Consider the following 21,302-nt stretch of genomic DNA (forward strand, 5'->3'; position numbering starts at 1 on the left):
GTCTGTCTTACCTGCGCTGGTCGATCGGCACGAAGGCCTGGTCTTCCGGGCCGGTGTAGTTCGCGCTCGGGCGGATGATCTTGCCGTCGATGCGCTGCTCGATGATGTGCGCGCTCCAACCGGAGGTACGCGCGATCACGAACAACGGGGTGAACATCGCCGTCGGCACGCCCATCATGTGATAGCTGACCGCGCTGAACCAATCCAGGTTCGGGAACATCTTCTTGATGTCCCACATCACCGATTCCAGACGCTCGGCGATGTCGTACATCTTGACGTTCTGCTGCTCGGCGGACAGGTCGCGCGCGACCTCCTTGATGATGTTGTTGCGCGGGTCGCTGACGGTGTAGACCGGGTGGCCGAAACCGATCACGACTTCCTTGCGTTCCACGCGGGCCTTGATGTCGGCCTCGGCGTCGTCCGGACTGTCGTAACGCTTCTGCACTTCGAACGCCACTTCGTTGGCGCCGCCATGCTTGGGACCGCGCAGTGCACCGATACCGCCGGTGATCGCGCTGTACATGTCGCTGCCGGTGCCGGCGATGACGCGGCAGGCGAAGGTCGAGGCGTTGAACTCGTGCTCGGCGTACAGGATCAGCGAGGTGTGCATCGCCTTGACCCAGGAATCCTGCGGCTTCTCACCGTGCAGCAGGTGCAGGAAGTGGCCGCCGATGGAGTCGTCGTCGGTCTCCACGTCGATCGCACGGCCGTTGTGGCTCCAGTGATACCAGTACAGCAGCATCGAGCCCAGGCAGGCCATCAGCTTGTCGGCGATGTCGCGCGCGCCCGGATGGTTGTGGTCGTCCTTCTCCGGCGACACGCAGCCCAGCACGGAAACGCCAGTGCGCATCACGTCCATCGGGTGCGCCGACGGCGGCAGTTCTTCCAGCGCGGCCTTGACCGCGGCCGGGATGCCCCGCAGCGACTTCAGCTTGGTCTTGTAGGCGACCAGTTCGGCGCGGGTCGGCAGTTTGCCGTGAACCAGCAGATGCGCGATTTCCTCGAACTCGCTGGTGTTGGCCAGATCGGCGATGTCGTACCCGCGGTAGTGCAGGTCGTTGCCGCTGCGGCCGACGGTGCACAGCGCGGTGTTGCCGGCGGCGGTGCCCGACAGGGCGACGGATTTCTTCGGCTTGAAGCCGGAGGCGGTAGTGGTGTCGCTCATGATCCCTCCAGAAAACAGTGTGCGGTCTTACTTCTTGGCGGCGAACAACGCATCGAGCTGCTGCTCGAAGGCGTGGTAACCGATACGGTCGTAGAGTTCCTCGCGGGTCTGCATCGCCTCCACCACATTACGCTGGTGGCCCTCGCGGCGGATGGTCTCATACACGTTCTCGGCCGCCTTGTTGGCAGCACGGAACGCGGACAGCGGGAACAGCTGGATGGCGACGCCGGCGGAGGCCAGTTCATCGCGGCTGAACAGCGGCGTGGCACCGAACTCGGTGATGTTGGCCAGCACCGGGACCTTCACCGCATCGACGAAGCGGCGGTAAGTGTCCAGATCGTAGGCGGCCTCGGCGAAGATGCCGTCGGCACCGGCCTCGACGCAGGCGATGGCCCGTTCGATCGCCGCATCCACACCGTCGACCTGGATGGCGTCGGTGCGTGCGATCAGGAAGAAGTCCGGATCGGTCTTGGCATCGGCGGCGGCCTTGACCCGGTCCACCATCTCCCCCTGCGACACGATCTCCTTGCCCGGGCGGTGACCGCAGCGCTTGGCGCCGACCTGGTCTTCGATGTGGCAGGCGGCCGCGCCGGCCTTGATCAGCGACTTGACGGTACGCGCGATGTTGAACGCGCTCGGGCCGAACCCGGTGTCGATGTCCACCATCAGCGGCAGGTCGCACACATCGGTGATGCGGCGCACGTCGATCAGCACGTCTTCCAGGGTGTTGATGCCCAGGTCCGGCAGGCCCAGCGAGCCGGCCGCGACGCCGCCGCCGGACAGATAGATCGCCCGGTAGCCGGCGCGCTTGGCCAGCAGCGCGTGGTTGGCGTTGATCGCGCCGATCACCTGCAACGGCGATTCGGCGGCCAGTGCGGCGCGGAAACGGGCGCCAGCGGAGGAAACAGGGGTGCTCATGCGGCATTCCATCGTGGTTGACAGGTTGATGAGCGCAAGGGCCGTGCCAGCCTGCAAGTGTCTGACTTCATTACGTCAACACCGGGCCCAGGACGTTTCACCTTGAAACATTGAAACGTCTGTAACATGGCTGCAACTGAAACGTTGAAACATCACCATGTCGATCAGCCTGCCCCGCCACCGTTCCCGCCCGTCTGATCCGGATGCCGGACAGCTGCCGGTGATCTGGACCGTCAGCGTGTCGCGCCTGACCGGGTTGCTCGGCGATGTGATCCCGGAATTCGACCGCCGCGCCCGCATCGTGCCGATCAACCTCGGCTTCGAAGAGGCGGTGGATGTGATCGGCCAGCGCCTGCGCCGCGAACACTGTGACGTGGTGATCGCCGGCGGCTCGAATGCGGCCTACCTGCGCAGCCGGCTGGAGGTGCCCCTGGTGCCGATCCAGGCCAACGGCTTCGACCTGATGGAAGCGCTCGCGCGCGCGCGCCGGATCGCCCCGCGGATCGGCCTGGTCACGCACGCCACCGATGTGCCGACCTTCGGCAGTTTCCAGCACAGCTTCGGGCTGGACATCGAGCATCGCCGCTTCGTCACCCGCGAGGACGCGCGCGACTGCATCGCGGACATGCGCGCCAATGGCATCGAAGTGATCGTCGGCACCGGCATGGCGATCGACCATGCCGAACAGGTCGGTCTGCCCGGCGTGCTGCTGTACTCGGCCGATTCGGTGCGGCACGCGTTCGAACACGCGCTGGAGTTGACCCAGACCCTGGCCCGCTCCGGCGCGCCGTCACCGCGGCGACGGACACCGGCCAGGCAGCGCGATACCGATCATGCCCTGCTCGGCGACAGCGCCGCGATGCAGCAGGTGCGCGAGCACATCGCACTGTATGCGCCTTACGACAGTACCGTGCTGATCACCGGCGCCACCGGCACCGGCAAGGAACTGGTGGCGCGGCAACTGCATGCCGGCAGTGGCCGCCGTGGCCGCTTTGTGGCACTGAACTGCGGGGCGATCAGCGAATCCCTGCTCGAAGCGGAGCTGTTCGGCTACAACGAAGGGGCCTTCACCGGCGCGCGTCGTGGCGGGCGCGTCGGCCTGGTGGAAGCGGCCGACGGCGGCACCCTGTTCCTTGATGAGATCGGCGAACTGCCGTTGCCGCTGCAGACCCGGTTGCTGCGGGTGCTGGAAGAGCGTGAAGTGCTGCGCGTCGGCGCCACCGAGCCGACCCCGGTGGACGTGCGCGTGGTCGCGGCCACGCTGCAGACCCTGGAAACGCTGGTGGACGCGCAGCGTTTCCGCCGCGATCTCTACTACCGCCTGGCCGCGCTGCGCATCGCGCTGCCGACGCTGCACGCGCGCCGTGACGATGTCCCGCTGCTGGTCGGGCATTTCTTCCGGCAGTTGTCCGGCACGGAGGCACCGCTGTCCGCCGAGGCGCTGGCACGACTGCGCGACTACCCCTGGCCTGGCAACGTGCGCGAGCTGCGCAACATGGTGGACCGGCTGCGGATCCACTGGCAGCAGCCCGGCGAACTGACGTTGGCGCAGATGCTGCAATGGCTGCCGGAGCTGCATGCGGTGCACAGCCTGCCCGCGAGCCGATCCATCACCGCGCCCGCGGCGATCGCCGGTGCCGCGGCGGGGCGTCCGGATGCGCAGGTGCTGCAGCAGCTGCTGGCCGACTGCGGCGGCAACCGCGAGCGGGCATGCGCACAGCTGGGGGTGTCACGGACGACGCTGTGGCGGTGGCTGCGCGAGGCAACACCGGGCTGATTACGGGAACAGCATCCGCTTGCTCCACCGGCCATCGGTGCCGGCCTCGTAGCACCAGCGCTCGTGCAGACGGAACTGCGCGCCATACCAGAACTCGATCCGCTGCGGCACCACGCGCAGCCCGCTCCAGCCTTCCGGGCGCGGCACGTCCCGGCCGTCGAAGCTGGCCTCGGTAGTCGCCACGCGTGCATCGAACTCCTCGCGTGAGGCCAGCGTCTTCGATTGCAGCGATGCCCACGCGCCAATCTGGCTCATGCGCGGGCGCGAGGCGAAATACGCATCGGCCTCGGCATCGCTGACCTGCTCCACGCGGCCTTCGATGCGCACCTGGATGCCGGCCTCGCGCAGGCTGCGCCACAGGAACAGCAGCGCGGCCTGCGGATTGGCCTGCAATTCGCGGCCTTTGTGGCTGTCCAGGTGGGTGTAGAACACGAAGCCGCGCTCATCGAAGGCCTTGAGCAGCACGGTACGCGCCGACGGCTGGCGGTTCTGGTCGGCGGTGGCCACGGTCATCGCATTGGGTTCGACTTCGCGGCTCGCCTTGGCTTCTTCGAACAGCCCGGCAAAGGTGGACAACGCTTCGGCATACAGATCGGTCATGGCGGTTTTCTTGTCACGCGGTTTGGGTTTATTGTCGCTGCATGCCTGCACCTGCGTACATGCCCCCGATGAAAGGATTCCCGGATGCGCTGGTCGCACAGGCGCTGGACGACGCACTGAGCTGCGATGCCGCCATTCCAGTATTGGCGATCAGCGGCCTGCAGGGGAGCGGCAAATCGACGCTGGCCGCCCAGGTGGTGGCCCTGGCGGACGCGCACGGCCTGCGTGCGGCGATGCTCTCCATCGACGATGTCTACCTCACCCGGACCCAGCGACAACGCCTGGCCCGGCAGGTGCACCCGCTGCTGCTCACCCGCGGTCCGCCGGGCACCCATGACCTCGCCCTGGCCCACGCCACGCTGGATGCGGTCGCAGCCGGCGGCCCGGTGGCCCTGCCCCGTTTCGACAAGCTCGCCGACGAGCGCCTGCCGGAAAAGGACTGGACACACGTCGACGGTCCGCTCGACCTGCTGGTGTTCGAAGGCTGGTTCCTGGGCACGCCGGCGCAGGACGACGCCGAGCTGGAGGCGCCGCTCAACGCGCTCGAGCGCGACGCGGACACGGATGGGCGTTGGCGGCGCTGGTGCAACCAGGCGCTTGCGGCCGACTATCCCGCGCTGTGGCAGCGCTGCGACCGGCTCTGGTTCCTGCAGCCGCCGGACTTCTCGGTGATCCCACGCTGGCGCTGGCAGCAGGAACAGAACCTGCAGGCGGCCCAGCCCGACCGCAGCAGCATGAGCCGCGCCCAGCTGGAGCGCTTCGTGCAGTACTACGAGCGGGTCAGCCGCCAGGCGCTGCGCACCCTGCCTGCGCTGGCAGACACGGTGATCGCGCTCGACGAGCAACGCCGGATCATCTCGACGCGCTGATCGCGTCAGCGCAGCGAGCCCCGGATCAGCTGACCAGGAAGGTCACCCGCAGATTCACCCGCCACTCGGTGATGTTGCCCTCGCCATCGGTGACGACCTTGGTTTCATTGATCCAGGCGCCCTGGATGCCCTTGACTGTCTCGGACACCTTCTTCAGGCCGCTGCGCACCGCGTCCTCGACGCTGGTCTTGGAGGAGGCGTTGATCTCGATGATTTTGGCTACGGACATGGGTCGCTCCAGTGGCGCGCGGGACACTCCGCGCCGCCCCACCATGGGGGCCGCCGCGTAAAGGCGATGGCACGGAGATGTTAGGATCGAGGGTAATGAATCCCGCTCCGAACCTCATCCTGATTGGCCCGATGGGCGCCGGCAAAACCTGCATCGGGCGCCGGCTGGCCGAGCGCTTCACGCTGGGCTTCGTGGATGCCGACCAGGCCATCGTGGACAGTACCGGGGCCAGCATTCCGGCGATCTTCGAACACGCCGGGGAAGCCGGCTTCCGCCAGCACGAGCGCCAGGTCCTGCACGCCCTGCTGGACGGCCACGGCCAACTGATCTCCACCGGTGGTGGCGCCGTACTGGATCCGGACAACCGCGCGGCGATCGCCCGGCGTGGCTTCGTGGTCTACCTGCGGGTCAGCGTGCCGGCCCAGCTGGAGCGGCTGGCCCGCGACCGCAGCCGCCCGCTGCTGCAGCGCCCGGACCGCGAGCAGGTGCTGCACGCGATGGCCGCCGCCCGCGATCCGCTCTACCAGGGCCTGGCCGACCTTACCCTGGATACCGATCTCTACACGCCCGCCGAGGCCACCGCGCAGCTGGTGCTGCGCCTGGCCGCGCAGTGGCAGCGACAGGAAACACCCGAATGACCCCCTCCCCGCGTACCGTTGCCGTCAGCGGCGACACCCCCTATACCATCCACATCGGCCCGGGCCTGCTCGGCCAGGGCGAGCTGCTGGCGCGCCATGTGCGCGGTCGCTATGTGCTGCTGCTCAGCGACTCCTCGGTCGCGCCGCTCTATCTGGCCGGGGTGAAGGCCGCGCTGCTGGCCACGCGCCCGGACCTGCTGATCGGTGAGCTGGTGCTGCCAGCCGGCGAAGCCTCCAAGACCCTGGCCCACTTCGGCGATGCGATCACGGCGCTGGCCGCCCTCGGCGCCACCCGCGATGCCTGCGTGATGGCCCTCGGCGGTGGCGTCGCCGGTGATCTGGCCGGCTTCGCCGCGGCCTGTTGGATGCGCGGCGTGGACTGCGTGCAGCTGCCGACCTCGCTGCTGGCGATGGTCGATTCCTCGGTCGGCGGCAAGACCGCGGTGGACATCCCTGAAGGCAAGAACCTGGTCGGCGCGTTCCACCCGCCGCGCGCCGTCATCGCCGACACCGCTGCCCTGCGCACCCTGCCGCCCCGGGAACTGCGCGCCGGCCTGGCCGAAGTGATCAAGTACGGCGCGATCCGCGATCCGTTGTTCTTCCAGTGGCTGCAGGCCGAACACGGCGCGCTGCTGGCGGGTGATGACACGGCGCTGGCCCAGGCCATCGCGCGCAGCTGCGAGCACAAGGCCGAGATCGTCGCGCGCGATCCGCTGGAAAAAGGCGAACGCGCCCTGCTCAACCTCGGCCACACCTTTGGCCACGCGATCGAGACCGAACAAGGCTACGGCGCGCCGGGCAACGACAACCTCAACCATGGCGAAGCGGTCGCGGTCGGCATGGTGCTGGCCGCGCGCCTGTCGGCCCGGCTGGGCATGAGCGAGGACGCCGACACCGGGCAGTTGCGCGAGCTGCTGCTGCGCTACGAACTGCCGGTGGCGATTCCGGCCGGCCTGCAGCCCGAGGCCCTGCTGGCCCGGATGCGGCTGGACAAGAAGAACGTCGCCGGCCGCCTGCGCCTGGTGCTGTGGCGCGGGGTCGGTCGCGCCGAAGTGGTCGCCGATGTCGACGAGGCGGACGTGCTGCACGTGCTCGCCGCCGGCTGAGCCTGCGACGTTCCGCCGCACCTGCCGCGTCGCCGACGGCCGCCTGCGGCGTTCACGGCTACAATCGGGGCATGCGCGTCTTCCTGCACCAACACGCCCGCGGTGCCGATCCGGCCCGCTATCTCCAGCTCACCCTGCAACCGGACCTGTTCGGTGGCTGGGAGCTGCTGCTGGAGTCCGGCCCGATCGGCGGGCGCGGGCAGCTGCGCCGCGAGCTGTACCTGGAGGAAGACCAGGCGCTGGCCGCGTTCGAGAAGGCGCGCGATGCGCACCTGCACCGCGGCTACGAAGTGACCTACACCAGCGGCGATCCGCCGCACTGAGCGGCCACCACCGCTCTGCCCTGCCCCATTCGGCCCCGCGCCACCAGATCCCAAGGAAGCGTTCCGTGACCAGCCCCTCCCGCCATGATCGCCTGCTGCGCGCCCTGCGCCGCGAACCGGTGGACTGCACCCCCGTCTGGCTGATGCGCCAGGCCGGTCGTTACCTGCCCGAGTACCGCGCCACCCGCGCCAAGGCCGGCAGCTTCCTGGCCATGGCCAAGAACCCCGACATCGCCTGCGAAGTCACCCTGCAGCCGCTGCGCCGCTTCGACCTCGACGCCGCGATCCTGTTCTCGGACATCCTGACCATTCCCGACGCGATGGGCCTGGAGCTGTACTTCGTCGAAGGCGAAGGCCCGAAGTTCCGCCACCCGGTCCGTGACACTGCGGCCATCGCCAGGCTGGCCGTGCCGGACATGGAAACCGAACTGCGCTACGTGATGGACGCCGTGCGCGTGATCCGTCGTGAACTCAACGGCAGCGTGCCCCTGATCGGCTTCTCCGGCAGCCCGTGGACGCTGGCCTGCTACATGGTCGAAGGCGGCGGCAGCAAGGACTTCGCCCGCATCAAGGCGATGGCCCTGAACGAACCGGCCGCCCTGCACCAGCTGCTCTCGGTCGTCACCGACGCGGTGATCGCCTACCTCGCCGCCCAGCGCGCGGCCGGCGCGCAGGTGCTGCAGGTCTTCGACACCTGGGGCGGCGTGCTCAGCCCCGGCATGTACCGCGAATTCTCCCTGCGCTACCTGACCCGCATCGCCCAGGAACTCGAACGCGGCGAAGGCAGCGACCGCACCCCGCTGATCCTGTTCGGCAAAGGCACCGGCCTGCACCTCGGCGCCCTCGCCGACACCGGCGCCGACGCCCTCGGCGTCGACTGGACCCTCGACCTCGCCGACGCCGTCGCCCGCACCGGCGGCCGCGTCGCCCTGCAAGGCAACCTCGACCCAACCACGCTCTACGGCAACCCGGCCGCCATCGAACGCGCCGCCGGGCAGGTGCTCGACAGCTACGCCCAAGGCAACGGCGGCTCCCGCGAAGGCCACGTCTTCAACCTCGGCCACGGCATGTCCCCGGACATGAACCCCGAGCACGTGCAGGTGCTGGTCGACGCCGTCCACCGCTTGAGCCGACGCTGATCGCCATCGCCAGGTAGCCGGCCAGCGGCCAGCGGCCGGCACTGCCTGGGCATGGCCGACGACGCACGCGTTCTGCATCCAGGACGCGTGCTTTCTTTTTTTGCACATCGAAAGGACGTGAGCCTCCCGTCGAGTGCCCGATCGGTCGATCATTGCCGCGCTGCGCGCGGCCATCCACGCATGGCGTGCATCTACCCTGTCATTTCCGACACACGTCCATTCCAGGCAAACGAGCGCCTGATTGCCTGCATTTCCGCTCTTCCCCAGACAGCCAGACAACGGTCATGGGTGTGGCACGGGTGGGTTGGCGGGACCATGAGCGCCATGGATGGCGCGACATGAGCCTCCATGGACGGATTTACGGCGTGTCCCGCCGACCCACCCGTGCCGCACCCTCTCCGCGACACCGACCGCACCAAAGCTTCGGCTTCGGCTTCGGCTTCGCTCCGGCTTCGGCTTCGGCTCCGGCTCTTGACCACACCCTGATCCCACATCGGCGATCATATCGCCCTCGTTGACGAAGGCCCCGCACCATGACGACCAGCAGCTACGCCTCGATCCGGCCCCTGTTGTGGCTCGTATCGCTGGCCATCTTCATGCAGATGCTGGACTCCACCATCGTCAACACCGCATTGCCTGCCATGGCCCGCAGCCTCGGCGAAAGCCCGCTGCAGATGCAGTCCGTCGTCTTCAGCTACGCCCTCGCCGTCGCCACCTTCATCCCCGCCTCCGGCTGGATCGCCGACCGCTTCGGCACACGGCGCACCTTCCTCGTCGCCATCATCCTGTTCACCCTCGGCTCGCTCGCCTGCGCCCTGGCCCAGACCCTGCACCAACTGGTCGGTGCACGTGTCCTGCAGGGCATCGGCGGCGCCATGCTGCTGCCGGTCGGCCGCCTCGCCGTGATGCGCTCGGTCTCCCGCGAAGAATTCCTTCGCGCCATGAGCTTCATCGCCATCCCCGCCCTGATCGGCCCCCTCATCGGCCCCACCCTGGGTGGCTGGCTGGTCGAAGTCGCCTCCTGGCACTGGGTGTTCCTGATCAACCTGCCGATCGGCATCATCGGCTACGTCGCGGCGATGAAGATCATGCCCGACCACTACGCCGAACACCGCACCCGCTTCGACATCGCCGGCTACCTCATGCTCGCGTTCGGCATGGTCGTGCTGTCCCTCGCGCTGGACGGCATCTCCGGCATGGCCACGCCCCATGCCCTGGTCATGCTGATGACCGTCGCCGGCCTCGCCGCCCTCGTCGGTTACTGGCTGCACGCCGCCAACTCCACGGCGCCGCTGTTCTCGCTCGCGCTGTTCCACGTGCCCAGCTACCGCATCGGCATCCTCGGCAACCTGTTCTCACGCATCGGCAGCAGCGCCATGCCGCTGCTGATTCCGCTGCTGCTGCAGGTCGGCATGGGCATGAGTCCGATGAATGCCGGCCTGTTGATGATTCCGGTCGCCGCGGCCGGCATGGTCTCCAAACGCTACGCGGTCAAGCTGGTCGAACGCTTCGGCTACCGCCGCGTGCTCATGGTCAATACCGTGCTCGTCGGCCTGGCGATGGCCAGCTTCATCTTCATGACCCCCGGCCAGCCGCTGTGGATCCGCATCGTGCAGCTGGCGGTGTTCGGCGCCGTCAACTCGCTGCAGTTCACCGTCATGAACACTGTGACTCTGCGCGACCTGGACCGCGATTTCGCCAGTGCCGGCAACAGCCTGCTCTCGATGGTGATGATGCTCGCCACCGGCTTCGGTGCCGCTGCCGCCGGCAGCCTGCTCGCGGCCTTCAATCACCTCGATGCTTCGCACGGTGCCACGGCCGCGCTGCACGCCACCTTCGTCTGCGTGGGTGCCATCACCCTCACCTCCACGCTGATCTTCTGGCAGCTGCCCGACACGCGGCCCTCGCCGCGCGACGTTGAAGAGGTGGCCGAGTAACCGCCGACAGCGGGGCAGCGGAGCAACGGATCGCCGCTAACGAGGGGCGCGCAGTACCCGTGCGATCGCTTCCACCAGCAGATCCCCGGTCACCGGCTTGCGCAGGAACGCATCGAAGCCCGCGTCGCGTGCCTGTTGCTCGATCGATGGGTCCGTGCGCGCCGTCACCGCGATCAGCGGCATCTCGAATCCCTGGCTGCGCAGATGCTCGGCCAGCGCGATCCCGCCCAACCCGGGCAGATCCAGATCCATCAGCACCACCTCGAACGCTGCCTCGCTGACCTCGCGCAACGCCGACAGCGCGTGCTCGGCGTGCACCACGTCGTGGCCACGCGCCGACAACAGCCCGCTGACCACCTCGGCCACGGTCAGATCGTCCTCCACCAGCAGGATCCGCATCGGCGGCAACACCCATTGCTCGCCCTCGCCCTCCCCGGCTGTGCCGGCGAGTCCGGGCTCCAGCGGCAACGGCAGGGTCACCGTGAAACGCGTGCCCACGCCGAGCTGGCTCTGCACGCCGATCTGCCCCTGCATCGCCAGCGCCAGCTCACGGCAGATCGCCAGGCCCAGCCCGCTGCCGCCGTACTGTGCAGCGGTGCGGGCGCCATCGGCCTGCTCGAAGCGACGGAACAGCCGCTCCTGCTGATCGCTGCTGATGCCCGGCCCGGTATCGGACACCTCGATGTGCAGCCCGCGGCCGGGCGTGATCGCCCGCAAGGTCAGGCGCACTTCGCCGTGGCTGGTGAACTTGACCGCATTGCCGAGCAGGTTCAGCAGGATCTGGCGTACACGCAGTTCATCACCGAGCGTGCGGGTCCCCGCGGGCACCGTATTGTCGACCACGAAGCGCACCCCCTTCTGCTCGGCCAGCGCGGCCATCAACGCGCAGACGTCGTCGATCGGCCGCTGCAGCTGGAACGGTTGTGCCTGCAGCTCCAGTCGCCCGGACTCGATACGGGCCAGGTCGAGCGCGTCGTTGACCAGATGCAGCAGATGTTCGCCGGCATGCCGGATCGACTCGGTGTAGCCGCGCTGCTGCGGATTCAACGGCGAGGACAACAGCAACTCGCTCATCCCCAGCACCCCGGTCATCGGCGTGCGCACCTCATGACCCAGGTTTGCCAGAAAGCGCGTCTTGGCCATCGAGGCCTGCTCGGCCAGCTCCTGTTTCTGCAGTGCCAACTGATAGGCATGCCGGCGCTGCAGCCGGCGCCGGTACAGCCAGGCGAACAGACTGAGCAACAGCAACACCGCCGAGGTCAGCAGCAACACGCCCGAGAGGCTGCGCCACCACGGTGGCAATACGCGGAACTCCAGCACCTGCACCCGCGACCAGATGTGGTCGGCCGAGCGCGCCTGCACTTCCAGCCGATGCCGGCCCGGCGGCAGGCGCGAGAACAGGCGCTCGCCGCCCGGCCCCACTTCCACCCAATCCGGGTCGTAGCCGGCCAGGCGATAACGATAGTTGTTCGAGGTGGAGTCGGCGAAGGACAGCAGCCGCGCCACGATCCGCAGATCGCGGTCGCCGTCGGCGATGTCCAGCGGCACGGCATGGGTGAGGTCCAGGACGTGCTCGCCACGGCGAACCTCGACCCGCTCGATCACCAACGGCGCCCGCCGCGTCGCCGGTTTGACCTGGGCCGGATCGAACACCACCACGCCGGCCGGCGTGCCCCCGACGATGCGGCCACTTGCGGTCAGCGTCAACGTACGCCGCCGGAACTCCTGGCTGGGCAGGCCATCGTGCACGCCGTACTGGCGCACGCTGCCGGCATCCGGATCGACCCGCACCAGGCCGCGCGCGTTCGCGGCCCACACCACCGCCTGCAGATCCACGACCAGGCCGGTCGCCGTGATCGCCGGGTAGCCGGCACTGCTGCCGATCACCTCCTGCAGGGTCATCCGGTCGTCCTGCCATCGGTAGTGCGACAGCTTGCCCTCTTCGGACAGCCACACACTGCCATCGCCGGCAAGCGCCATCGCATGCACGCCCGCTGCCGGGCTGCCCGGCAGCGGCTCGAAACGCGAGCGCGCGGCGACCCATTGCAGCAGCCCCTGCGCGGTAGCCACCCACAGGCGGTCCTGCGGACCGCAGCGGATATCCAGCACGCTCTGGCCAGCGCTCAGCCCGGCGTGGCCGAGTGCCACCCGGTGCAGGACGCGTCCGTCGAGATCACGCTGCTGCAGCCCGTTGGCCGACGCCGTCCACAGCCGCTGACCATCGCACAGTGCCAGCGAGTCGATCGCGCCATCCATCGTGGCATCCACCGCGGCGTCACGTCCCCAGCGCCGTATGCGCTTCTGGCGGGGGTCGTAGCGGAGCAGCGCGTTCCAGGAACCGATCCAGACCTGTCCGCGCGGATCCTCCAGCACTGACTGCAGCCACTCCGTGCCGTCCACCCAGGTCCGGTGCTGTTCGATCTTCCCGCTGACCGGATCGAACTTGTCCAGCGCGCCATGCGTGCCGACCGTCCATACGCCGCCATCGGCAGCCGTGGCCATGCCCAGCACATACGAATTGCGCAGCGACGTCGGATCGTCTTCCAGCCGCGACAACACCGAAAACTGCCACCAGCGCGGCAGCAGGTGCCACAGGCCGCCGTTGGTGCTGGCCAGCCAGATGCCGCCCTCGCGATCTTCGTAGGCACCGGTCCAGTTCGGCCGCACCTGTCCGCGAGCGATCGCACTGTACAGCGGCACCTGCTGGACATGACCGTCCATGGCGCGGCCCAGTCCGGAACGGGTGTCCAGCCAATAGCCGCCCTGTTCGTCACGCAGCATCATGCCCAGGATCTGATCGCCTTTGGCGACGGTCCACGGCGCGGGCTCGAAGCGGCCGTCCGGCCGACGCACGGCAACCCCGACATTGCTGCTGATCCACAGACTGCCATCCGGTTCGGCGGTCAGCCCATTGATGAAACGGGCCGACAACTGGTTGCCCGGCACGGGTTCGAAATCATGTCCGGTCCAGCGTGCCAGCCCCGCGTTGGAGCCGATCCACAAGCTGCCGTCCAGTGTCGTGGCCAGATAGCCGACCGATGTCGCGGGCAGGCTGCGCGGGTTGCCGGGCTCGGGCATGAAACGGGTCAGCGTGCCGTCGCGCTCCAGCCGGTGCAGGCCGCCCTGGTAGGTGCCGAACCAGATCGCGCCATCCGGGGTGGAGGCCACGCTCCAGATGGTGTTGCTGCCGATCTCCGGGTGGCTGTCGCGGTCGTAGAAGCGGATTTCGCGACGATCGGCCGACATCATCGCCAGGCCGGCATTTTCCGTACCGATCCACAGCTGGTTGCGCGCATCCACGTGCACGCTCCAGACGTGGTTGTCACGCAGGCCATCCTCGGCGCGCCAGACGCGGTAATTGCGGCCGTCGTAGCGGGCCAGACCATCGTTGGTGGCGATCCACAGGTAGCCGTAGCGGTCTTCGGCCATGCGGTTGACCGTATTGGACGGCAGGCCATCGAACACGGTGAGCTGCCGCGGCGTCGGCGGTACGGGCTGGGCCGAGGCAAATGCCGGCCAGAGCACACACAGGCCGATCAGCAACGGCCACAGCACACGCAACACCAATGGCTCCCCCGGTCTGTCCGTCGATTCATTGCCGCGGCCCGGCAAGGGGCCTGTCACACCTGACCACCCCGGTCGTCGGGCAACGCCCCGCATAGTAAACCGTTCCCGGCACCGGCACGATCCATGCGCGGCCGCCGTGCCTGCAGGATCGCAGCGTGCAGGTCCTCGGCCTGCAGCGGAATGTGCAGCACGCCGTCGGCTCCCGCAACGAGGGCCTGCGCCGCCAGATCCGGATCCCGGCTGTCGGCGAGGACCAGCACCGGCAGGCAGTTGTCCTGCTGGCGCAGCAGCCGCAGCAATGACAGACCGTCCATGCCCGGCAGGTCCGGGGCCAACAGCACCAGCTGCGTGCCCGCACCGGCCAGCGTAGTCAGTGCCGCCAGCGCGTGCGCTGCATGCACCACGGTATGTCCCTGCCGGCGCAGCACGCCGGCGATCGCCTCGGCACTGAGCGGATCGTCCTCCACCAGCAGGACCCGCAGCATGTCGACGTGACCGCCGCTTCGCGTCGCTTCCGGCCGGCACGGGATCGATCCACGGCAGGGCATCGGGACACTCAGGGTTGCCTGCCAGCGATGATCGGGCCGCCGCAGCAGGTGCAACTGCCCTTCCATCGCGCGGGCCAGCACATCGGCGTCGGCCAGCGCCTCGCGAACCTGCGGCAAGCGGGAAGAGGGGCCGCTCCCGGGCTCGGCCAGCACATCCAGCAGCAGGCCGTTGCGACCCGGCCGCCAGGCGATGCGCAGGACCAGTCGGGTCGCCCCGACCTCCGTCGCGAGCCCACGCGCCAACAGTGCCATCGCCTGCCGCAACCGGTCCGGATCACCCACCGCGCATGGGCTGGCCGGCAGGCACGGGCCGATCGACACCCGGCAGGGGGGCGCCAGGGCACCGGCCACGGCAGCCCGCAGCTCCAGCCACCACGGTCCGATGGCAAAACAGCGCTGCTGCAGTGTGACCTTGCCAGCCTGCAGTCTGGCCATCTCCAGCGCCTCGTCGACCACCTGCAGCAACGCACGTCCGCCCTGCTGGATGTGCAGCACCTGCTCGCGCGCATCCGTGGGCAGCGGCCCGGCCAGCAGCAGCTCGCTCATGCCGAGGACGCCGGTCAGCGGCGTCCTTACTTCATGGCCCAGCGTGGCCAGATAGCGCGCCTTGGCCTGCGCGGCCTGCTCGGCACGCGCCTGGCCACCTGCCGTGGCGCGCCAGGCCACCGTCCGGCGATGCCGGCGCCGCAGCCCCCACACCAGCAGTGCCGTGGCACCGGCCGCGCCCAGGCCGAGCAGCGCCCACGCACCAGGGTGCGCCCACCCGCTGTAGGTCACCAGCACCTGCCGCTGCTGCAGCGGCGTCCACTGGCCATCCACATCGCGCACCTGGTATTCCAGCACATGCTCACCCGCGGGCAGCCGGGCAAAGCCATGCGTGCCGCGCCGCCCGGCCCGGATCCACGCCGGGTCTTCGCCCTGCAACCGGAAGCGATACTCGGTCGCACCGCCCTGACCGCTGCCCAGCAGCCGCGCCGACAGCTGGATATCGCGATCGTCTGCGTTGAACCGCAGCGGGTCCGAAGCCGGCAGTTCGATCCGACGCCCCTGCCGGCGCACCTGCACGGGATCGATCACCAGCAACGCAGGCCTCGTGGCCGCGGCCATGCCGACCGGATCCACTGCGAGCACGGCGCCGTCCACGTCGGTTGCCAGCAGGTGCCCGCCTGCGGCGACCAGAGCCGACTCGAACACTATCATCGGCAGGCCATCCTCGACCGTGTACAGGCGGGCGCTGCGGTGATCCGGCGCCAGCCGCACGAGCCCGCGCGGCGTGGTTGCCCATATCGCGCCGTCGCCGGTTTCGGCCACGGCGCGTGGCTGCAGCGCCGGCAGGCCTGGCGCGGCACCGACGTGGGTGGTCCGGTGCAGGCGAGCTCCATCGCGCCAATACGCGCTCCAGCCATCCGTATCGCCCCGCCATAACCGGCCGTCATTGCCGAAATGCCATACGCCTGGCTGGCGGCGTGGTCCGCCCGGAATGGACAGAAAGCGCCCCGCCGCCGCGCGCCACTGCTTGAGGCCGTCGCGGTCGCCCAGCCATACCTGCCCGGCCGCGTCGCAGTGAAGGGTGATCGCAGCGCCGCCGGGGCGCAGCCCGACCGCGTCAAACGTGCCCCTGCCCAGGACACTGCCGTCGCCAGCGCGCTGTTCCACCCAGCCATTGCCTGCGAGCCACAGCCGCTCATCGCAGGCCAGCAGTGCGGCCGGCGCTGGCATTCCCTGCCGACCGGCCCCGGCCTCCCCGACCTGCCAGCGCTGCTGCCGTTCCCGCGCCGGATCGATCCGGGTCAACCAGGGCGCTGCGAAGGCCCACACCACACCCTGGGGATCTTCAACCACCGCGTGCCGGTCGGTGCGGGTCGGGTCCTGCGCATAGGTCCACCGCGGTCCATGGAATCCGTGCAGCGGTGAGACCCGGCTCAGTGTGCCGCCACGTGCCCACCACGCCTGCCCGTCGGCCGCAGCGGCCAACGCGCCCGGCGCAGCGGAGACGACGCCCGGCGCAGCGAAATGCGTGAGGTGCCGCCAGTGGGCTCCCAACCGCCAGACCGCCTGATCGCTGTCCAGCAGCCAGACCCGCCCTTGCCGGTCTTCGATCACCCGTTCGATGCGTGGCGGACCATGCCCAAGCACCGGGGGCAACATGACCGCGTAGCGTTCGTGTCCGTGCGGATCCTCCCACCAAAGCTGCGCGCCTGCGGCGAACCAGCTGCCACCCGCGCGGCCGGGGCCGAGCCAGCGTGCCGCCCTGTGGTGGCCGGGATCGGGCAGCCATGTCGGCAACCGCCGCAGCTCGGCACGCTCGGCGGTACTCGACCGCAACCGTCCCTGCGCATCCAGACCGAGCGCAACGACGGGCAGCACCGAGGCGCCCAGCACCGCCGGGCTCTGGAACCGATCGTCATGCCACCGTGCCAGACCCGCGGCAGTGCCGATCCACACGCCGCCGTGGGAATCGGCCGCAAGCTGTTCCACCTGCGCCGACGGCAGCCCATCACGCCCGGCGGACGGCAGATACTGGCGCAGGCGGCGATCACGTCCAAGCCGGAACAGTCCCGCGTCGCGGGTGCCGAACCAGACGCTGCCATCGTCCATGGGCTGGATCGCGAGCACCGGGCTGGCCCCCGCAGTGGTGGCGGGCGGCCGGTACCCCCGGGCGAATTGCTGGCGATCGGCCGACAGACGCTGCAGCACGCCATTGCCGGTACCGATCCAGAGCTGGTCGCGCGCATCCAGCGCCAAGCTGCGCACCGTGTTGTCGGCCAGACCATGCTCCATCCGCCACAGCCGGAAACCAGTGCCGTCGTAACGCGCCAGGCCGTCGCCGGTGGCGAACCAGAGATAGCCCTGCCGGTCCTCCACGATCGCATGGACCACGTTGGAGGGCAGTCCGTCCGCGGTGGTCAGCCGTACCACGGGCGTCGACAGGGCCAGGACCGGAAACACCGGCAGCAGCCAGTACAACAGCACGCACAGGCAGCGCCTGCCCAGTGTGTCGCTCACACGTGACGCCGGCATCGGTCCAGGCCGTCGGCCAGCGCCGCCCGGTTCAACGGCAATCGCAGGAAGACGTTGAAGCCGGCGGCCGTCGCCTCGCGTTGGGCCCGGGCATCCGCACACGCACTCAGTGCCACCCGCGGAATGCCCGGCCAACAGCGCGCCACGCGCGCACCCGCCCGCTCGCCGTCGATCCACAACGCCGGGTCGACCACGATGACATCCCAGCACGCGCCATCGCCCGCGGTCCCTGGCATGCCATCGAGCGCCGGCACCAGCAGCGCCCGATGCCCCAGCGAGGCGAGCATGGCCTGCACCAGCTGTGCCACGGTTGCGACCGGGCACACCACCAGCACGCGCAGCGATCCGCCTGCGCAGGGCTCCTCGCGCGCACGCCGCGGCGCCGTTCCCGTCGTCAGGACGCGTGGCAGCGGCAGCTGTACCTGGAAACAGGCGCCCTCGCCGGGACGGCTGGTCACCGTGATGTCCCCGCCCATGGCCAGGGCCAGCTCGCGTGAGATGGACAACCCGAGGCCGCTGCCACCGTAACGTGCGGCGGTCTGCATCCCCTCGGCCTGCTCGAAACGCTGGAACAGGCGCTCGCATTGCGCGGCAGTCATGCCGGGCCCGGTATCGCGCACACGCAGCAGCAAGCCCTCGCCGGTGTTTCCCGGCTGCGCCTCGAGCCGGACACTGCCGCATGCGGTGAATTTCAATGCATTGCCCAACAGATTGAGCAGGATCTGCCGCATGCGTGGTGCGTCGCCGAGAAAAACAGCCGACGCCGGCAGGGTGCTGTGGCACTCCAGTACCAGCGATCTGGCCTGCGCCACCGGCAGCAGCAGCGCATGCAGGTCGTCGACCAGCTGCTGCAGCGCGAACGGTGCCGGCTGCAGCTGCAATCGCCCCGCTTCGATGCAGGCCATGTCCAGGGCGTCATCGGCCAATCGCAACAGGTGTTGCCCGGCGTAGTGCAGGCAGTCGACGCGGGCGCGCTGCTCGGGTGCCAGCGGCATGCGCAGCAGCAGTTCGCTCCAACCCAGCACCGCCGTCATCGGCACCCGGATGCGCGCGCCCAGCGTGGTAAGCAAGCGGGTGCGCTGCAGGGACGCGCGTTCGGCGTGCTGATACCGCGCCCACAACCAGCGCCAGCGCCACTGCCGCCCGCGCCAGGCCTGGTACCCGGCCCCGCCCAGCCAGACCGCACCGATCGCGGCCGCCACAGCGCTCCATCGTGCCGGCGGCGTCTGCCACCAGGCCGGCGCCACCTGCAATGCCACGCGGTGGCTCGGTGACCAGTCCCCCTCTTCCAGGCGGGCTTGTACCTCCAGCGTCTGCAGCCCCGCTGGAACACGCTGGAGCACGTGCCGACCAACGGCGCCGCCGTCCTGCCATTCCGCATCGTGGCCCTGCAGCCGGAAACGGTACGCCATGGAGGCAGGTCCACCACCGGGCGGTCCTGCAGCGACGCGGATATGCCGGTCAGCGTGCGAAAGCAGCACCGGTCCAGTACTCACCGGCAAGCTGATCCGTGCGCCGCCGCGGCGCACGGTGATCGCATGGATCACCAGACCCTGGGCCGGTGCGGCAGGCAGTACCTGCGCGGGATCGAACAGCAACAGGCCGCCCTCGCGCGTCGCAGCGACCGCATGGTCTCCATCGGTGCGTACCAGCAGGCGCGGCAACACCTCGTGTGCCGGCAGGCCATCGTCACCGGCAAACCGGTGGACGCCGCCGCCGTGCGGATTGACACGGATCAGGCCGCGCGGGTCGCCTGCCCAGGCGATGCCGTGCGCATCGACCAGCAATGCACGCGCAAGTACTTGTGGATAGCCCTGCGCGGCGCCGAAACCGTGCGTCCTGCGCAGCTGCTGCCCGTCCCATCGATAGCGGCCGAGCATCCCCGCGCTGCTGATCCAGTAATGGCCGTCCTGGCCGCGCGCGATCGCACCCACTTCCCCGCGCGGCGCACCGTCGACGGACGCAAAGCGCTCCTGTGCCGGCAACCAGCGCTTGATGCCGTCGCGGTCCGTTGCCCACACCAGGCCATCGTCGGTGCACAGCACCTGCGGACCGTGTGTCGGCGGCACCAGGCCGAGCGTGTGCGGGGTGGCCGACAGCTGCAGTACACCGTCGGCATCGCGTCGTTGGATGCGGCCCGCACGTGCCAGCCACAGCGAACCATCGCGGCAGGCCTGCAGGTCGATCGGCCCCGTGCCGGTGTCCCCGCCCAGCAGCCAGTGGCGCTGCCGGCCGGTGCCGGGCAGGTAACGCGACAACGTGTTGCCGCGGGCCACCCACAGCTGCCCCCGGCGATCCTCGGCGACGCCGACTGCGTCGCTGCGCAGGTGTTCGGGGCGGTAATCGAAGCCGATATCGCTGCGCCCGGTCCCCAGGTCCACGCGCTGCACGCGCCCACTGTCATCGGCGACCCACAGCCGCTGGTCCCGCGAGGGCGCCAGCGCCAGCACATGGTCGCCCGCCAGTCCCGGCCCCCCATCGCGGGCGGTGCGCAGCAGCGTGAACTGACGCCAGCGTGCCGGCAGGTGCCACAGGCCCTGGCGCTGGCCGATCCACCACATGCCACCGTTGCGGTCTTCCAGAGCATGCCGGATCGCAGCGGACGTGAGCGTCGCACCGTCGTGGCCGCGCAACGGCACCGGCTGCGGAACCTGCCCGTCCCGATGCCGAAACAGGCCGGTGGGCCCGGCGCTCCACATCTCGCCGTGCGTGCTGCGCAGCACCGGCATGTCCTGGCGTGGTGACATCGGCAGCAGCACGCCTTCACTGTTCCAGCGATGGACGCCGCCCGGTGTCCTTGCCCACACACCCCCCTCCGGATCGGGCCAGAGCGAATGAACACCGCCACGTTCATCGGACGGCAGCGATAGCTCGATGAAGCGGTCGCCCTCGCGTCGCAGTGCTCCCCCGGGTGTGCCGACCCAGAGCCGACCGCCGTGGTCGGTGGCCAGGGCATTCACCTGACGCACGTCGCTGCCCCGCTGCTGCAGCCGGATGACCTGCCAGCGGCCGTCGGGTCGCCGGGCGAACAGACCGTCCTCGAGCGTCCCCACCCACACCACGCCATCGGACGTGCTGGTGATCTGCACGATGCCGCTGCGTGGCAGCCTCACCGCCCCACTGCCCGGCACCTCGTGGATCCCACTGCGATCAGCAGGGAGCATCGCCAGTCCCTGCGAGGCGGTCGCGATCCAGAGCCGATCGTGGGCATCGACGTGGAGGGCGCGCAGGTCCATCTCCGGCAGCCCTTCTTCCCGTTGCCACGCACGGAAGCGATGACCATCGAACCGAAACAGTCCATCGTCGCTGGCGAACCACAGGCAGCCTCCGCGGTCTTCGACGACCGCGCGGAACGCCACGGTCGTCAACGCATCCGCGGGGCCCAGTGGCCGCGGCCACGGCAAGGTGACCAGGGGGCCCGCCGCGGCCGCCATCGGCAGCCACAGCACGATGCTCAGCATGACC

Annotated in this window: 14 protein-coding genes; 7 read left to right on the top strand and 7 right to left on the bottom strand. The window is 69.3% G+C overall.

What is annotated here, in order from left to right; translation table 11 throughout:
- Window positions 1-7 precede the first annotated feature (7 nt).
- Window positions 8-1,165 (bottom strand): bifunctional 2-methylcitrate synthase/citrate synthase, encoded by a 1,158-nt coding sequence (gene prpC / locus AC07WC_RS04855; protein ID WP_495208992.1) that lies wholly within the window; start codon window positions 1,163-1,165, stop codon window positions 8-10.
- Between the two features lie 27 nt (window positions 1,166-1,192).
- Entirely contained in the window at window positions 1,193-2,083 is an 891-nt protein-coding gene (gene prpB, locus AC07WC_RS04860) for a methylisocitrate lyase (protein WP_070425708.1), read from the bottom strand.
- A 163-nt stretch (window positions 2,084-2,246) separates the two neighbouring features.
- On the opposite strand from prpB, the gene prpR reads away from it, so the two are divergent.
- Window positions 2,247-3,860 (top strand): propionate catabolism operon regulatory protein PrpR, encoded by a 1,614-nt coding sequence (prpR, locus tag AC07WC_RS04865; RefSeq protein WP_495209116.1) that lies wholly within the window; start codon window positions 2,247-2,249, stop codon window positions 3,858-3,860.
- Here the strand turns inward: prpR and pdxH are convergent, their stop codons facing one another.
- Complete coding sequence (gene pdxH, locus AC07WC_RS04870) at window positions 3,861-4,460, bottom strand: pyridoxamine 5'-phosphate oxidase (RefSeq protein WP_495208993.1); 600 nt, start codon at window positions 4,458-4,460, stop codon at window positions 3,861-3,863.
- A gap of 41 nt (window positions 4,461-4,501) precedes the next feature.
- Here pdxH and AC07WC_RS04875 point away from each other — a divergent pair, with 41 nt between their 5' ends.
- Entirely contained in the window at window positions 4,502-5,329 is an 828-nt protein-coding gene (locus tag AC07WC_RS04875) for a kinase (protein ID WP_495208994.1), read from the top strand.
- 25 nt (window positions 5,330-5,354) lie between these two features.
- On the opposite strand, the gene AC07WC_RS04880 is transcribed toward AC07WC_RS04875, so the two are convergent.
- Window positions 5,355-5,558, bottom strand: a complete 204-nt coding sequence (locus tag AC07WC_RS04880) for a dodecin family protein (protein ID WP_019186071.1) — start codon at window positions 5,556-5,558, stop codon at window positions 5,355-5,357.
- A 95-nt stretch (window positions 5,559-5,653) separates the two neighbouring features.
- Here AC07WC_RS04880 and AC07WC_RS04885 point away from each other — a divergent pair, with 95 nt between their 5' ends.
- The 5 genes from AC07WC_RS04885 (at window position 5,654) to mdtD (ending at window position 10,701) form a co-directional block, all read left to right on the top strand.
- Complete coding sequence (locus AC07WC_RS04885) at window positions 5,654-6,196, top strand: shikimate kinase (RefSeq protein WP_495208995.1); 543 nt, start codon at window positions 5,654-5,656, stop codon at window positions 6,194-6,196.
- On the top strand, window positions 6,193-7,302 hold the full coding sequence (aroB, locus tag AC07WC_RS04890) for a 3-dehydroquinate synthase (RefSeq protein WP_495208996.1): 1,110 nt from the start codon (window positions 6,193-6,195) through the stop codon (window positions 7,300-7,302). The genes AC07WC_RS04885 and aroB overlap by 4 nt, the downstream gene beginning before the upstream one ends.
- Before the next feature lie 71 nt (window positions 7,303-7,373).
- Window positions 7,374-7,625 carry a WGR domain-containing protein gene (locus AC07WC_RS04895; RefSeq protein ID WP_495208997.1) on the top strand — a complete coding sequence of 84 codons (252 nt, stop codon included), beginning with the start codon at window positions 7,374-7,376 and terminating at the stop codon, window positions 7,623-7,625.
- A gap of 65 nt (window positions 7,626-7,690) precedes the next feature.
- Window positions 7,691-8,764, top strand: a complete 1,074-nt coding sequence (hemE, locus tag AC07WC_RS04900; RefSeq protein ID WP_495208998.1) for a uroporphyrinogen decarboxylase — start codon at window positions 7,691-7,693, stop codon at window positions 8,762-8,764.
- 533 nt (window positions 8,765-9,297) lie between these two features.
- Window positions 9,298-10,701 (top strand): multidrug transporter subunit MdtD, encoded by a 1,404-nt coding sequence (gene mdtD / locus AC07WC_RS04905; RefSeq protein ID WP_495208999.1) that lies wholly within the window; start codon window positions 9,298-9,300, stop codon window positions 10,699-10,701.
- Window positions 10,702-10,737: 36 nt separating this feature from the next.
- Here the strand turns inward: mdtD and AC07WC_RS04910 are convergent, their stop codons facing one another.
- The 3 genes from AC07WC_RS04910 to AC07WC_RS04920 are packed head-to-tail and all read right to left on the bottom strand — an operon-like array spanning window position 10,738 to window position 21,298.
- On the bottom strand, window positions 10,738-14,268 hold the full coding sequence (locus AC07WC_RS04910) for a hybrid sensor histidine kinase/response regulator (RefSeq protein ID WP_495209000.1): 3,531 nt from the start codon (window positions 14,266-14,268) through the stop codon (window positions 10,738-10,740).
- Between the two features lie 53 nt (window positions 14,269-14,321).
- Window positions 14,322-17,822, bottom strand: a complete 3,501-nt coding sequence (locus AC07WC_RS04915) for a two-component regulator propeller domain-containing protein (RefSeq protein WP_495209001.1) — start codon at window positions 17,820-17,822, stop codon at window positions 14,322-14,324.
- Entirely contained in the window at window positions 17,819-21,298 is a 3,480-nt protein-coding gene (locus tag AC07WC_RS04920; RefSeq protein WP_495209002.1) for a hybrid sensor histidine kinase/response regulator, read from the bottom strand. The genes AC07WC_RS04915 and AC07WC_RS04920 overlap by 4 nt, the downstream gene beginning before the upstream one ends.
- Window positions 21,299-21,302: the final 4 nt, after the last annotated feature.

Source organism: Stenotrophomonas sp. GW821-FHT01H02A (assembly GCF_059422145.1).

Excerpts from the sequence above, each read along its gene's own strand:
- prpC (WP_495208992.1), bottom strand. The coding sequence starts at position 1,165 with ATGAGCGACACCACTACCGCCTCCGGCTTCAAGCCGAAGAAATCCGTC.
- prpB (WP_070425708.1), bottom strand. The coding sequence starts at position 2,083 with ATGAGCACCCCTGTTTCCTCCGCTGGCGCCCGTTTCCGCGCCGCACTG.
- pdxH (WP_495208993.1), bottom strand. The coding sequence starts at position 4,460 with ATGACCGATCTGTATGCCGAAGCGTTGTCCACCTTTGCCGGGCTGTTC.
- AC07WC_RS04875 (WP_495208994.1), top strand. The coding sequence starts at position 4,502 with ATGCCTGCACCTGCGTACATGCCCCCGATGAAAGGATTCCCGGATGCG.
- AC07WC_RS04880 (WP_019186071.1), bottom strand. The coding sequence starts at position 5,558 with ATGTCCGTAGCCAAAATCATCGAGATCAACGCCTCCTCCAAGACCAGC.
- AC07WC_RS04885 (WP_495208995.1), top strand. The coding sequence starts at position 5,654 with ATGAATCCCGCTCCGAACCTCATCCTGATTGGCCCGATGGGCGCCGGC.
- aroB (WP_495208996.1), top strand. The coding sequence starts at position 6,193 with ATGACCCCCTCCCCGCGTACCGTTGCCGTCAGCGGCGACACCCCCTAT.
- AC07WC_RS04895 (WP_495208997.1), top strand. The coding sequence starts at position 7,374 with ATGCGCGTCTTCCTGCACCAACACGCCCGCGGTGCCGATCCGGCCCGC.
- mdtD (WP_495208999.1), top strand. The coding sequence starts at position 9,298 with ATGACGACCAGCAGCTACGCCTCGATCCGGCCCCTGTTGTGGCTCGTA.
- AC07WC_RS04920 (WP_495209002.1), bottom strand. The coding sequence starts at position 21,298 with ATGCTGAGCATCGTGCTGTGGCTGCCGATGGCGGCCGCGGCGGGCCCC.